The organism is Curtobacterium uvaldense, from assembly GCF_028307415.1.
Taxonomy (GTDB): Bacteria; Actinomycetota; Actinomycetes; order Actinomycetales; family Microbacteriaceae; genus Curtobacterium.
This window is the reverse complement of the sequence record NZ_JAQMHU010000032.1, coordinates 1-14,214: the sequence shown is the minus strand read 5'-3', so window position 1 is coordinate 14,214 and position 14,214 is coordinate 1. Positions and strand designations below refer to the sequence as shown.

Sequence of the window (14,214 nt, the reverse complement as noted above, 5' to 3'; positions counted from 1 at the left end):
CCCACATGTAAACTGCGCGAGCGCACCCAGTTGGCATCTCGAGGACGGTAAACTCGTGAGTGACTCGGGTTTGGTCATCGGTTCGCCCACCAGCAGTTATGCGCCGCCAGTTCCCGGTTACACAAGCTGGACGAATCGATGGCTGAGCTACTCTGGCACAGGACTTGACTTTGTTGGCGACCCGACGCTGATCTCGCTGTCTTCCACGATCTCGTTCCCGGATGTGCCGGTCGCGGCGCCGGGGACGACGACGGGCTGGATCAACGGATCGATCTCGAAGAACACCAAGGGTGAGCTCGAGCTGAAGGCGCCCGCGGGTACCACGATCGTCGAAGCACGCGGCGAGGGTGTCGGCAACGGCTCGACCATCACGGGGCAGGTCAGCAGCGACGGCCAGAGTGCGCTCTTCAAGGGCGACAACACCTGGGCCGACGACTACCGCAAGATCCAGCTCAAGCTGCGCGTGAACGACGACGCAGCAGCCGACACGACCCTGAACGGCGGCACCGCCACCATCAAGACGGCGGGGACGGACACGGTCGTCGGCGAGGGCTCGTTCGCGGCCAAGACCGGCTCGAAGGTCGCCTTCGACGTCCCCGCGACGCCCGCCGGGCAGACCACCGACTGGATCTCCGGCACGATGTCGTCCTCGGCCTCGCGACAGGGCGACGTCACGCTCCACGCCCCCGCCGGCACCAAGTTCGCCGCCGTCCGCGGCGGCGGCGGCAAGGGCAGCTTCGTCAACGGCACCGTCTCGGCGGACGGCACGACCGCGACCATCGAGAAGGACAACACCTTCTCGAACAGCTTCCGCAAGATCCAGTTCAAGCTCCAGATCCTCGACGACCAGAAGGCCGGCGACACCCTCACCGGCGGAACCGCCGACATCATCACGAGCGACACCAAGCAGATCGTCGCCCACGGCACCTTCTCCGCCATCGTCGCCGTCCAGAACGGCGGCGTCACCGCGGCTGCCTCGGACAGCACGGCGCTGGTTCGTGGTGGGACGGTCGACGTGCCGTTCAGCACGGAGGCGACGACCAAGTACACCGAGCTGAAGGCCTCGGTCGAGCTGACCGCGCCGTCCGGCACGACGTTCGCGGCGGGCTCCACGCTCAAGGGGCAGTGGCGCAAGAACAACAGCGAGGCCTGGCGCGACAGCGACTCGCTCGCCCTCAGCGTCACCAAGGTCGACGGCGACAAGCTCACCGGCACCTTCGACAGCTCGTCGTCCTACTTCGTGCAGGAGCAGGGCTACCAGCTCCGCTGGCTGGCTCCGGTGAAGGCTGACGACAAGACGCCGGACGGGGCCGGGGCCCTCGGCTACAAGATCACCGGCTCGACCAACCACGGCGCGGTCGCGATCGACGCGACCTCGCCGGTGAGCACGCCGGTCAGCCGCTCCACGATCACCTTCGCGGACGTGCCGGTCGCGGCGCCGGGGACGACGACGGGCTGGATCGACGGATCGATCTCGAAGAACACCAAGGGTGAGCTCGAGCTGAAGGCTCCCGCGGGCACGAAGATCGTCGAAGCACGCGGCGAGGGTGTCGGCAACGGCTCGACCATCACGGGGCAGGTCAGCAGCGACGGCCAGAGTGCGCTCTTCAAGGGCGACAACACCTGGGCCGACGACTACCGCAAGATCCAGCTCAAGCTGCGCGTGAACGACGACGCAGCAGCCGACACGACCCTGAACGGCGGCACCGCCACCATCAAGACGGCGGGGACGGACACGGTCGTCGGCGAGGGCTCGTTCTCGGCCAAGACCGGCTCGAAGGTCGCCTTCGACGTCCCCGCGACGCCCGCCGGGCAGACCACCGACTGGGTCTCCGGCACGATGTCGTCCTCGGCCTCGCGTCAGGGTGAGGTCACGCTCCACGCCCCCGCCGGGACCAAGTTCGCCGCCGTCCGCGGCGGCGACGGCAACGGCAGCACCGTCGGCGGCACCGTGTCGGCAGACGGCACGACCGCGACCATCAGCGGCGACAACACCTGGTCGAACACCTACCGCAAGATCCAGTTCAAGCTCCAGATCCTCGACGACCAGAAGGCCGGCGACACCCTCACCGGCGGAACCGTCGACGTCATCCCCGCGAAGACCGATCAGGTCATCGCGCACGGCACCATCTCCGCCACCGTCGCCGAACCGGTCATCGAGAACGGCGGCATCGCATCGACGGCGCTCGGGTTCGACACCGAGGTGCAGGTCGGTGAGCAGCAGGACGTGTTCGCGGGCCTGGAGGCCACCGCGGACCTGACGTCGCTCACGGGCACCACGTTCGAGGTCACGGCTCCGGCCGGCACGAAGTTCGTCGCGGGTACCGCGAAGGCCCAGACCTCCGCCGACGGCTCGACCTGGCAGACGGACAGCCGGTCTTCCGCGACCGTGCAGGTCAAGGACGATGGTGCGAAGGCCACCGTCACGGTGAGCACGGCTGCCGGCTGGACGCTTGCCAAGGGTACGAAGACCCGCTGGAGCCTGCCGATCGAAGGCGTGACGCCGGGTACCGGTGCCGCGACCTTCACCGTCTCCGGCTCGAGCGACCACGGCGCCTTCACGGCATCCGGGAGCTCCTCGGTGACCGTGACCAAGCCGGCCGGGGTGTCCCGCCCCTTCTCGGTGCAGAGCCCGGAGGACAACAGCGCCACCGCGAACCGCACGCCGTACTTCATGGGCTGGGGTACCGCAGAGTCGACCGTCCGGATCCAGGACGGCGTCGGCGGGCCGGAGATCGGCAGCACCACCGTGGACGACAACGGCTGGTGGGGCAAGGTCAGCACGGCCACCCTGCGTGACGGCGTGCACACCTTCGTGATCACGCAGACGAAGCCCGGCGGCGAGACCGAGACGATCACGCGGACCGTCACCATCGACTCGATCCGCGACCTGACGATCGACTCCCCGGTCGACGGGAGCACGGCCTGGTACCCGAACCCGGCCCTCATCGGCTGGGGCACCCCGGGCGGTCACGTGACGATCACGGACGAGAACGACAACGTCCTCGGCAGCGAGGACATCAACTCCGAGGGCTGGTTCGGCGTGACGAGCGCGAAGGCGCTGGCGAACGGGCAGCACACGCTGACGTTCACCCAGACCGCGAACGGCGCGACGAACACCAAGACGGTCTCGATCACGATCGCGCACAAGCCCTTCCAGATCGACTCTCCTCAGGACGGCGGTTCGAGCTGGTGGCCGAACCCGTCGTACATCGGTTGGGCGACGCCGGGCGCTTGGGTCGACGTGTTCGACACCGACGGCACCACCCGTCTGGCGCACGTCCAGGCGAACGACGACGGTTGGTTCGGCATCGTGAGCGAGAAGGCGCTGTCCTACGACACGCACACGCTGCACTTCCGCCAGACGTTCAACGACGCCACGACGGAGACCTCTGTGCAGTACACGATCGCGGCTGACCCGCTGCGCATCGAGGCCCCGACCGACGGCTACACCAACTGGTGGCCGAAGCCGTCCTTCATCGGCTGGGCGACCCCGGGCGCGCAGGTCCGGATCACGGACACCGACGGCAGCGAGATCACCACGGTCACCGCGAACGGCGAAGGCTGGTTCGGTGAGATCAGCCCGAAGGACCTGACGGTCGGTGAGCACACGATCACCTTCACGCAGCTGCTCAACGACCGACCGGTCGGTGAGCAGCAGACCCGGACGATCACGATCACCGAGAACTGACGGTCACGACGAGAAGGCCCCCTCCGCACTGCGGAGGGGGCCTTCCCCGTGTCAGCGGCCGTTGCGGCGAGCCATGCGGTCGCGCACCGACGAGGCGGACCAGCGCAGCGCCTCCAGGCCGTGCACCGCCGGACGGGAGGCGCGGTGCAGGTGGTCGACGAACGGTTGCTCCGGAACACCGGCGCGGGCCACGATCGCGCGGCGGTGCCGCTCGTTGGCCCACCAGTACTGCCACGAGGGGAACCTGCCACCGATCGTGTACTCGAGGACGACGTCGTCGTGCGGGAGGTACGCGCCGGGCGTCCAGCCACGCAGGAACAGGTCGAAGTCCTCCGCCACCCGGACCTGCTCGTCGTACCCACCGAGCGCCTCCCACCACGACCGCCGGAACGCGCACGCGGGGTGGTTGACCGCCATCCGGCCCCGGGCGAAGGCTTCGTCGACACCCTGCGGTGTTCCGGGCATCAGCGGCCACGGGCGCGTGCCCCCGGGGTGGACCCCGATCGAACGTCCGAACACGGCGACCGCGGACGGGTTGCCGTCGAGGGCGGCGACGTGCGCGGCGAGACGCCCGGAGAGCATCCGGTCGTCGGCGTCGAGGGGCACGATGACGGAGCCGCGGGCCGCCTCGATCGCGGCGTTCCGTGCAGCGGAGCGTCCGCGGTTCCCGTCCGACGACAGCACCTGGACCTCGGGACCGAACGACCGCGCGACGGCCGCGGTGCTGTCAGTCGACCCGTCGTCGACGACGAGCACCTCGAACGGCTCGTCGACACGTTGCGTCAAGCAGCTGGCGATGGCCCGCTGCAGGGTCGCCTGCGCGTTGTACGCAGCGATGACGATCGAGAGGCGGATCGGATCAGGAGGAATGGGGAGGCAACTCACTCTGATATACTAACATTTGCTATGCGAGACGTGATGGTGGTGCAGCCCGGGCAGGGGATCCGGACCGTCCACGCCATCACGGCGCTCGCGGCCCTGGTGGGCGTGCTCGCGGGCGTGACGTCGGTGCTCCACGTGGGGTCGACCTCGGTGAGCGGGATCGTCACCGCGGGCAGCGCAGCCGCATGCACGGCGCTCGCGCCCATGCTGATCGGGTCTCGATCGCCGGTCGCCGTCCCGGGTCTGCTGTTCCTCGCGCTCGCGTTCGGACGGGCCCTCTTCGCACCGGACGTCGACGGTCTGCAGAACGTCGCCGCCTACACGATCCTCCTCCTGCTGCCCGCCTTCGTCGCCCTCCAGGCGACCCCCGACATCGCGGATCGTGTCCTCCGGTGGTTCGCCGCCTCTGGCCTGCTCGCCACCGCGCTGTTCGCCGTCCAACAGACCCTCGGGCTGCTGACCGACGGCATCCGTTCGTACGCCCTCGCCGCACTGCCGATGCTCGCCGCTGCAGCCGCACTCCGCGCCGGACCGTGGCTGCTGCGGATCGCCCCCGCGGTCATCGTCGTCGGCATCGTCGCGAGCCTCTCCCGCACAGCGTCGGTGGTGGCTCTCCTCGTCCTCGTCGTCCTCGTGACCCGCCGACCGGTGGGCCACAGGATCCGCCTTGCGATCCTCGCCGTCGTCGGTGCCGGCGCGACACTCGCTGCCGTGTGGACGTGGGTGCCGTCCTACCGCGGCCGGTTCACCTCGGGGGACAACGCGATGCTCGGTGGGGTCGCCATCAACACGTCCGGACGCGCGAAGCTCTGGGACGTCGTGGCCGACCACGCGAGAAGCGCACCGCTGGTCGGCCACGGGCCGGGGAGCGCCGCGCGGCTCGTCACCGAGACGTTCGTCGGCATCCGGCAGCCGCACAACGACTGGCTCCGGCTCCTGCACGACACCGGTTGGATCGGCGTCTCCCTCTTCGCCCTCGCTGCCGTGACCACCCTCGTCCGGATCGCCCGCGCTGCGCAGCGCACCGACGACGCCGTGCACTGGGCAGCGCTCGCCGCGTTCCTCGCCCTGCTGGTCACGGCGGCCACCGACAACACCCTGATCTACCCGTTCGCGATCGGTCCGACGGCGGTCCTCATCGGACTGTCCCTCGGGTCGGACGCGCGACGGGACCCGCCGACGAGCATCCCGCTGTCGGCTCCGACCACCCGCCACACGAAAGGTCCCTGACCATGACGCTCCACACCTCCACCCGTCGTACCGCCCCGGTCGCCGTCGGCCTCGCCCTCGTGGCCGGCCTCGCTGGCTGCTCGGCACACGGCGACACGCACCCCTCGCCCTCGTCATCCCCGTCCACGTCGGTCACGACGGCCGCGGCCGTCACCTGCCCTGACGGCAAGGCCGTGGTGACCGAGGACGACGCAGTAGTCCGACTCGACGGCTCCTGCAGCTCGCTCGAGATCCGAGCGTCGAAGACGCAGGTCACCGCGGGGCGCGATCTCGACACGATGACCGTGTCCGGCAAGCTCAACTACGTGCGGGTCGAGGCGGTCGGGGCGGTCTCGTTCGACGAGGACTCCGAGGGCAACCGCATCGTCACGCCGTCGCAGCCCCAGGTCGACGACCAGGGGCGGTCCAACGTCGTCGCCCCGGCGCCCGAGGGGTACTGACCCCTCGAAGAGACACGAAGCGGGGCTCGGCTGGTCAGCCGAGCCCCGCTTGGTGTCTCGCAGGACGTCACACCAGTGCGGGTACGTCCTCGCGCAGGCACCGGTCGATCCACGTCTGCAGGTCCGCGACACCGGCATCGACGGGCCACCGTGGCGACCATGCCAGGCGAGCAGCAGCGTCCTCGACGGTGCACGATGCCGCGCGGACGTCGCCGTCCCGGTACGCACCCGTGACGCGCGGGGCCGGAGCGCCATGGAAGGCCGCGATCCGCTTTGCGAGGTCGAGGATCATGGTGGCAGTCCCGGACCCGATGTCGATCGGACAGCCCTCGACCTCCGGGCCGCCCGTGACCGCCGCGGCGAGCGCACCGGCCACGTCCTCGATGTGCACGAAGTCGCGGACGATCGCACCGTCCTCGTAGACCGGGATGGACTCACCCCGACGCGCGAGCTGCGAGAACAGCGAGACGATGCCCGTGTACGGGTTCGTCAGCGACTGCCCCGGCCCGTACACGTTCTGCAGCCGGAGGACGGCGAGACCCACACCGCGAGCAGCGCACCACGCACCCAGGACGTGCTCCTGAGCGAGCTTCGTCGCGCCGTACACGCTCGTCGGGGCTGGGACGGTCCGCCGTGCGTCCGAGGGCATCGAGGTCGCGCCGGGGTGGTCCCACGCACCGGCTTCGAGCTGGTCGTGGGTCCGCTGCCCGGGCCGGACCACGGCACCCGACTCGGAGTCGAGCCAGTCGCCCTCGCCGTAGACGGCGCGGCTGCTCGCGAGCACGATGCGGGACGGCAGGACACCGTGACGACCGAGGGCGTCGAGCATCACGGTCGTCCCACAGACGTTGACGTCGGCGTGACGGGTCGCCTCGTCGAGGGACTGGGCCGTCCCGGTCTCCGCGGCGAGGTGGACCACGACGTCGGGTCGCACCGTCGCGAGCAGCGCGTCCCATGCGTCGGGATCGGTGACGTCCGCGACGACGAGCTCGGCAGCCGGGTCGAGCGCATCCGGGCGTCGGCGTTCGGCGTGCACCTGCGGGTGCAGGGCGTCGACCGCGATCCACCGCGCCGACGTCGGGGCGAGCACGCGGGACAGCGCACAGCCGATGAAGCCCGCTCCGCCGGTCACGAGCACGATGGGTCGGGTGGTGGTGGGTCGGGTGGTCATCTGGTCCTCCTGGGGGTCGTGGAAGTGGTTCGGGGGTGGTCGAAGAGGTCCCGCCATGCCTGGACGTGCGTGTCCGGAGCGTGCCGGGCGGCGTAGGCGTCGAGCGCGCCCCGCCGCAGTCGCGCGGCGAGACCGGGGTCGTCGAGGATCTGCCGGACGTGTGCAGCGAACGCCGCAGTGTCGCCCGGCTCAGCGAGGAACCCCGTCACGCCGTGCTCGACGAGGTCCGCGATGCCGCCGCGGTCGAAGGCGACCACCGGGGTGCCGCAGGCCATGGCCTCGACGATCGTGAGCGGCTGAGCCTCGTCGAGCTCGGAGGTGAAGGCCAGCACGGTCGCTCCGCGGACGGCCTCCCACTTGGCGGCGCCGTACGCCGGCCCGTCGAGGTGGAGGCGGGAGCGGACGGCGGAGCCGACGACGATCGATCGGACCGCATCGGCGGTGGCGTCGTCGGCGACCGGTCCGACCATGCGGAAGTCGACGTCGTGGTCGGCGAGGTCGGCGGCGACGTGCGCGAACGTCTCGGCACCCTTCCCGGGCATCAGGTTCGACAGCCAGAGCACGGTCCGCCGGCCGTGGGCCTGCCGCTCCGCCGCGATGACGGGCGGCACCTCCGCCGGGGTGTTCCGGATGACCCGGACCCGGTCGGCGCGCACGAACGGTCGGACGTCGGCGGTCAGGGTCGGCCCGAGGCAGACCACTGCCTCGGCTGTTCCGAGCAGGCTCCGGACCGCGGCGGCGCCGACCGCACTCCTCGCCGCGATCCTGCGGAAGCCCACCGAGTGGATGCTCAGGACGACGGGGACCCGCACCGCTCGGAGCAGGCGGACGAGGACGACGTCGACGCAGAAGGACGCCGTCCTGGTGGTCGCGAACAGCAGCACGGCGTCGGGGCGTCGACGGATCACCTGTCCCGCGAGTCGAGCGGCGAGACCGACGGCCGCGAGCAGCTTGCGCACACTGGGGGTACCGACCTCGTCGATGCTCCGGCTGAACCTCCGGTCCACCAGACGCAGCGTCCAGCCGTCACGGGCGAGCAGGTCGAGGGTCCGCTTCGTCATGAGCGTCTGGCCGTGCACGGGCGGCGGCACCTGGCTGAGGACGACGAGATCGGGGGCGAGACCGCGCGAGGGCGTCACGAGCGGGTCCGGGACGCGAGCTGCCGGAGCACCGCCCAGAGGAACACCGCGTTGCCCACGAGGTACCGTCGCCACAGGCGTCGGGGTTCGGAGCAGAGGCGGAACAGCCACTCGACACCGAGTCGTGTCGTCCATGCCGGGGCCTCCGGCTTGGTACCCGCGACGAAGTCGAACACCACCCCGACACCGATCGCGAGCACCCCGACCTCCTGCGCCAGACGCCGGGTCTCGGCGTCCTGCAGCGGAGTGCCGAGTCCGACCCACACGATGTCCGGGTCCGCGGCGCGGATGTCGTCGTCCTGCGCGCGTTGCTCCTCGTCGGTCATCGGTCGGAAGTACGACTTGTGCGTCCCGACGATCAGGACTCCGGGGAAGCGTCGCTCGAGTTCGCGGCGCATCGCCTCGAGCACCTCGTCCGTGTTGCCGAGGAGGTAGTGCCGGACACCGCGAGTGCGTCCTCGATCAAGCACGTCCGGGAAGAGCGACGGTCCGCGCACCTGCGACAACCGCGGACCCGGTAGCAGTCGGGATGCCCACGAGAGCGGCTTGCCGTCGGGGTAGACGGCGGCCGACTCGATCAGGATCCGGCGGTACTCAGGGTCGCGTGCGGCGAGCGACATCACGTAGGAGTTCGCCAGGTGCACGTCACCGGGGCGGCCGGCACGCGCCAGCTCGATGAGGTGGCCGACGGCCTGACCGCGGTCGGCCACGACCACAGGGATCCCGGTCAGTGCACGCCTGGGGAGCGCGTCGAATTCAAGAGGGGCGTCTACTGTCATATCAATATCATACGATATACTCACGTGGTGCGACAGTTCCGATGGCCTCTCCTCGCGCAGGTGCTCCTGAGCATGGGTCAGGTGACCCTGACGCTGATCGGCACGACGGCCCTGGCGCCGGAGCGATGGGGCGCACTCGCCCTGGTCCTCTCGGTGCACTACGTCGCGCTCGCCACCCTCGCCGGGGTCTCGCAGCCGGTGCTGACGTGGTGCGCAGGAGACCCTGCCGCCGCCGACGCACACCGCGCCGCCGGCCTCCGCCTCCAGCTCGCCGCAGCGCTGCCGGCGGCGCTCACCGTCAGCGCCGTCGCACAGCGGCTCGCGCTGGGGTGGAGTGCCGCGGCGCTCGCGGTGGCACTGCTCGGTGCCGCAGCATGGAACGCCGCCAGGACCACCGAGCTCGCCAGCGGGCGGTTCCGCCGCGCCGCCGCCGGGGACGCCGCCCACCTCGCCGTCCTCGCGCTCGGTGCCACTGCCCTCGCGTTCGGCCCCTCGATCGGCGAGCGCACGAGGATCGTCGTCGTGACGGGCTCCCTCGCGGTCGCGACGTGGTCTGCGGCCGCGACCCTCCTGCTCCGTCACGCACCCGGGACGCACGTCGCGGTACGTACGTACCTCCGGACCGCCGGCCGGGACATCCCGTGGATGATGCTCGACGGGTTCCTGGTCGGCTGCGTCACCGCAGCCGTGGTCACGATGGTCGGGTGGACGAGCGGGCTCGTCGAAGCCGGTGCGGTGCGGACCAGCACGACCCTCGTCGCCGGCCCGCTGCAGATGGCCCTGGTCGCCGTGTCGCCGCTGCTCGTGGCCCGTTTCCGACGCGAGGCGGACCAGGCGCGGGCCGGGAACCGTTCGGACAGGAGGATCGACGCACTCCGTTCGCTCGGTTCGGTCACTGCGGCTGCGGCTGCGATCGCCGTGGTCGCCGGGACGGCCGCAGCGGTGGCACTCCCCCTCCTGACGACCCCGGGTGCGTTGCTCGCCGACCTCCGCTTGGCGCCGGCTCCGGCCGTGCTGCTCCTCGCGGTGGCGCTCTGGCTGGCGTCGACGACGACTGCGTTCATGCGCTACCGCCGGTCGTGGCGCGAGCTCATGGCCCTGCGGCTGGTCACGCTCGGAGCCTCGCTCGGCGTGCTCGTGCTCACCCTCACCGTCCTCGGCACCCCGGTCCCGGCCGCGATCGCCTCGACGGCCGTGCCCTGGCTGGTCCTCCCGTGGCTCCACGCCGTCCTGCGGTGGCGTCCCGTCGCCCCGACCGCGTGACACGTTCGCGCTCGCCCCGGTGACGCACCGGAGACGAAGACGATCACGCAGGGGAGGTCACGACGATGGAGGGCGGCACCGACCGGTACCGCCCTCCATCGTCATCGTCACTCGCCGGCGGACCGCACGATCTCCCGGAGATCCCGCCGCGCCCGCCAGCCGATGAGCCGATGCGCCCGTCCAGGGTTCGCGACCATGGCAGCCGGATCACCCACCCGCCGGTCGACCACCCGCGCCTCCGCCGTGGTGCCGGTCACCGCCCCGACGACGTCGATGACCTCGCGGACGGAGGCCCCCCTGCCGGTACCGATGTTCAGGGCGTCGTCGCCCGTACTGTCCGATCGGAGCGCCTGCACCGCTGCGACGTGGGCATCCGCGAGGTCCTCGACGTGCACGTAGTCACGCACGCAGGTGCCGTCGGCAGTGGGGTGATCGGCGCCGAAGACCTGAGCGGGCTCGCCCCGTCGGACCCGGTCGAGCACGATCGGGATGAGGTTGGCCGCGACGCGGTCCTGCAGGTGCCGGCCGCCCGCGCCGGCGACGTTGAAGTAGCGCAACCGGAGGGCGCGCAGCCCCCAGGCGCGGGTGGCATCCTCGATCGCCCACTCACCGACGAGCTTCGAGCGGCCGTAGGGGTTGATGGGGCGACATGGTGCGTCCTCGTCGACGCTCTCGCTGTCGACGTTGCCGTAGACAGCGGCCGAGGACGAGAACACCAGCTCGCGCACCCCCGCTCGCCGCATGGCCTCGAGCACGTGCACGACCCCGAGGACGTTGACCCGGTAGTACCGCTCCGGGTCGGCGACGGACTCACCGACGTCCTTCAGCGCGGCCAGGTGCACCACGCTGTCGACCCGCTCCTCCTCGAGCACCGAGGCCAGCGCCTCGGAGGCACCGGCGCCGGCGAGGTCGAGTGGCACGAGCGGGACGTCGACGCGGTCGGCGAACCCCGTCGACAGGTCGTCGACCACGACCACACGATCGCCGTTCGCGAGCAGGGCCCGCACGACGTGCGCGCCGATGTACCCGGCGCCACCGGTGACGAGGGTGACACTCATGCTCGCAGCTCCTGTCGCGCATGACGATCGAGGACCGGTGCCGGCTGCGTCTCTGCTGCCGGCTCCGTCTCCTCAGCTCCGTAAGCGGCTCCGTACGCGCCGTAGCGGTAGGGCTGGTCACCCTCCGTCGGCCGCACGAGGGTGCCGATCGATCCGATCACGTTCGCACCCACCCCTCGGAGTGTCCGCATCGCCGCCGCGACCGTCGTGCGACTGACCCTGCCGTGCGGAACCGCGAGCAGCACTGAGGCGAAGCGGCTGAGGACGGCGGCGTCGGCGACGAGCAGCACCGGTGGGGCATCGATGACGACGTAGTCGAAGTGCTGCTGCAGCTCGTCGACGAGCGCACCCATCGCCGGCGATCCGAGGAGTTCGGACGGGTTCGGTGGCACGGGACCCGACGGCAGGACGACGAGGCCCTGGCGCCCCCACGGCTGCAGGACGTCCGACAGCTCGAGTCGTCCGATCAACAGGTCGCTGAGGCCGGCCGCCCCCTCGAGCCCGAACCGCTCCGCGACCTGCGGGCGACGGAGGTCGCTGTCCACGAGGGCGACACGCGACCCGGTCTCGGCCAGGGCGAGCGCGAGGTTCGCCGCGCTGTAGCTCTTCCCCTCCGACGCACCGGCACTGGTGATGACGAAGGTCGCCCGCCCTTCGGGGAACCGGACGAACTCGAGCGCCGCGCGCACCCGACGGACTGCCTCTGCCGCCGCACTGCGCGGGTCGTGCTGCAGGAGCAGGGGACGGACGGGGGCTTCGGGGTCGTGCAGGATGCTGCCGAGGTAGGGCACCTCGGTCGCGTCCTCGATCGCGGCGACGCTGCGCAGCCGGGTGTCGAGCACCTTGCGCAGGACGGCGGAGCCGACGCCCACGGCCGTGCCGAGCACGAACCCGGCGACGATGACCGGGATCGGGCGGGGAGCGGTCGGCGCCGTCGGGGCCACGGCGGGAGCGATGACCGTGCTGGACACGAGCGGGCGGTCGCCGTCACGCGCAGGCTCGAGCTTCGACGTGAGGACGTCACCGAAGGCGTCGGCGATCGCGTTCGCCGTCTCCGCCGCCCGTGACGGGTCGGAATCGGTCACCGCGATGTCGAGCAGCGCCGTCCCGTCCTTCGCCGTGGCCGTCACGCGCGTCGCGAGGTTCCGGGCGGACTCGTCGAGGTGCAGCTCCTCGATCGCGCGCTGCAGCACGAGCGGACTGGCGGCGACGCCGGCGTACGTCACGGCTGCCTGCACCGCGAACGAGTTGCTCTGCGTGAGCTCGCTGGCCACCGCCCCGTCACCCGCCGACGCCGAGATGTAGAGCCGCGTCGACGTCGTGTACTGCGGTGTGACCACCAGCAGGAACGAGCTCGCCGCCGCGATGCCGAGCAGCGCGGTGCAGGTGATCACCATCCACGAACGACGAAGCAGCTGCAGGTACTCGACGAGCGACATGGAAGCCTTCCTGTTCCGATTTCACATGCCAGTATATCAGACGACGCCCGCATGACAGAGTTGCTCGGTAGGCTCGGACCCGTGCGATGGAGTCGAGTGGGCTGGCCCGGGGTCGGGTACGTCTCCCTCGAGGACGTCGAGGGCTACGCCGAGCACCTCGCCCGCCTGGTCACCGACGCACCCCCGTCCGTCGCGGCCCTCGCGTCCGTGACGTGGAACGAGGCCCGCGTCGCCGAGTGGCACGAGACCGAGACGACGACGCCGACCGGCACCCCGGACACCGCCGGCATCGACGAGGCGCCGACCCGCACGGTCCGGGCCGTCGTGGTCGTCCGGACTGACGAGGTCCTCGACACCCCGGACGGCCTCTGGCGCCGCTGGAACCACGCCCGTGTGACGCTCGAGTTCCACCGCGCCGTCCTCGAGCCCGCGGACACCGCACCGCTCGCGGTCCTCGCCGGCGACGTGCAGGTCTCCCGCGGTGAGATCGCCCACGTCGACGCCGACGTCTGGGAGCTCCGCCTGCTGCTCTCCCCCACCGGCGAGCTCGCGGTGCACTTCCGCGACGTGGTGATCGAGGTCCGCCCCGTCGCCGAGTCGGCGTGGTCCGACCTGGAGGCACGCCCCACCCACGGCTGGCACGGCCCGGTGCCGGACGGCTGGCTCGAGTGGGCCGCCCCCGCGGTGCGCGCTGCGGGTCACGGGGACGTCGGCGGGCTCTCGCTCGAGCTCGACGGGTTCGGCGCGGACCCGACCGGGATCGACGAGGTCGACCCGCGCTGGGGCTTCGCCCCGCTGCACGCCGCCGCCTGGTTCGACCGGCGCGGGACGACGGAGGCGCTCATCGAACGGGGCGCGGACGTCACGGTGCTCGACGCCGAGGACCGGACGGCGCTCGACATCGCCCGCGAGCGCGGGTCGCGCAAGGCGGAAGAGGTGCTGCTCGCCTGGTTCGACGCGCACGCCTTCGGCGAGGCCCACGTCGCCGACGATCCCTCGAGCGACGAGGCGACCCGCTGATCGAGGGGCCCATGGACGGACTGGAGGGGGGGGGGGGGGGGGGGGGGGGGGGGGGGGGGGGGCGGGGGGGGGGGGGGGGGGGGGGGGGGGGGGGGGGGGGGG

The 14,214-nt window shown here is 71.3% G+C and carries 11 protein-coding genes; 5 read left to right on the top strand and 6 right to left on the bottom strand.

Features of this window, described 5'->3' with window-relative positions; all coding sequences use genetic code 11:
• The first annotated feature begins 223 nt into the window (after nt 1-223).
• On the top strand, nt 224-3,691 hold the full coding sequence (locus tag PIJ49_RS14620) for an Ig-like domain-containing protein (RefSeq protein ID WP_271826927.1): 3,468 nt from the start codon (nt 224-226) through the stop codon (nt 3,689-3,691).
• Nucleotides 3,692-3,742: 51 nt separating this feature from the next.
• Here PIJ49_RS14620 and PIJ49_RS14615 read toward each other — a convergent pair whose 3' ends face one another.
• Nucleotides 3,743-4,576, bottom strand: coding sequence for a glycosyltransferase (locus tag PIJ49_RS14615; protein WP_271826926.1), 834 nt, complete (start codon nt 4,574-4,576; stop codon nt 3,743-3,745).
• A 21-nt stretch (nt 4,577-4,597) separates the two neighbouring features.
• On the opposite strand from PIJ49_RS14615, the gene PIJ49_RS14610 reads away from it, so the two are divergent.
• Nucleotides 4,598-5,803, top strand: a complete 1,206-nt coding sequence (locus PIJ49_RS14610; RefSeq protein WP_271826924.1) for an O-antigen ligase family protein — start codon at nt 4,598-4,600, stop codon at nt 5,801-5,803.
• Between the two features lie 2 nt (nt 5,804-5,805).
• Nucleotides 5,806-6,243, top strand: a complete 438-nt coding sequence (locus PIJ49_RS14605) for a hypothetical protein (RefSeq protein ID WP_209684146.1) — start codon at nt 5,806-5,808, stop codon at nt 6,241-6,243.
• A gap of 67 nt (nt 6,244-6,310) precedes the next feature.
• On the opposite strand, the gene PIJ49_RS14600 is transcribed toward PIJ49_RS14605, so the two are convergent.
• From PIJ49_RS14600 to PIJ49_RS14590, 3 genes are read right to left on the bottom strand one after another with little or no spacing between them, the layout of a single operon-like run.
• Nucleotides 6,311-7,414, bottom strand: a complete 1,104-nt coding sequence (locus tag PIJ49_RS14600) for an NAD-dependent epimerase/dehydratase family protein (RefSeq protein ID WP_271826923.1) — start codon at nt 7,412-7,414, stop codon at nt 6,311-6,313.
• The gene (locus tag PIJ49_RS14595; RefSeq protein ID WP_066651935.1) at nt 7,411-8,553 is read right to left on the bottom strand and encodes a glycosyltransferase family 4 protein; all 1,143 of its coding nucleotides are present in this window, start codon (nt 8,551-8,553) and stop codon (nt 7,411-7,413) included. Before PIJ49_RS14595 ends, PIJ49_RS14600 begins: the two co-directional genes overlap by 4 nt.
• Nucleotides 8,550-9,332 carry a WecB/TagA/CpsF family glycosyltransferase gene (locus PIJ49_RS14590; protein ID WP_081984578.1) on the bottom strand — a complete coding sequence of 261 codons (783 nt, stop codon included), beginning with the start codon at nt 9,330-9,332 and terminating at the stop codon, nt 8,550-8,552. Before PIJ49_RS14590 ends, PIJ49_RS14595 begins: the two co-directional genes overlap by 4 nt.
• A 27-nt stretch (nt 9,333-9,359) precedes the next feature.
• Between PIJ49_RS14590 and PIJ49_RS14585 the strand changes: the two genes are divergently transcribed.
• Nucleotides 9,360-10,595, top strand: coding sequence for a hypothetical protein (locus PIJ49_RS14585; RefSeq protein WP_144411211.1), 1,236 nt, complete (start codon nt 9,360-9,362; stop codon nt 10,593-10,595).
• Between the two features lie 107 nt (nt 10,596-10,702).
• On the opposite strand, the gene galE is transcribed toward PIJ49_RS14585, so the two are convergent.
• Nucleotides 10,703-11,653: a UDP-glucose 4-epimerase GalE gene (gene galE / locus PIJ49_RS14580; RefSeq protein WP_271826922.1), complete on the bottom strand. Its 951-nt coding sequence runs from the start codon at nt 11,651-11,653 to the stop codon at nt 10,703-10,705.
• On the bottom strand, nt 11,650-13,092 hold the full coding sequence (locus PIJ49_RS14575) for a tyrosine-protein kinase domain-containing protein (protein WP_271826921.1): 1,443 nt from the start codon (nt 13,090-13,092) through the stop codon (nt 11,650-11,652). Before PIJ49_RS14575 ends, galE begins: the two co-directional genes overlap by 4 nt.
• Before the next feature lie 81 nt (nt 13,093-13,173).
• Between PIJ49_RS14575 and PIJ49_RS14570 the strand changes: the two genes are divergently transcribed.
• Nucleotides 13,174-14,112, top strand: a complete 939-nt coding sequence (locus PIJ49_RS14570; protein WP_251160507.1) for an ankyrin repeat domain-containing protein — start codon at nt 13,174-13,176, stop codon at nt 14,110-14,112.
• The last annotated feature ends 102 nt before the right edge of the window (nt 14,113-14,214 follow it).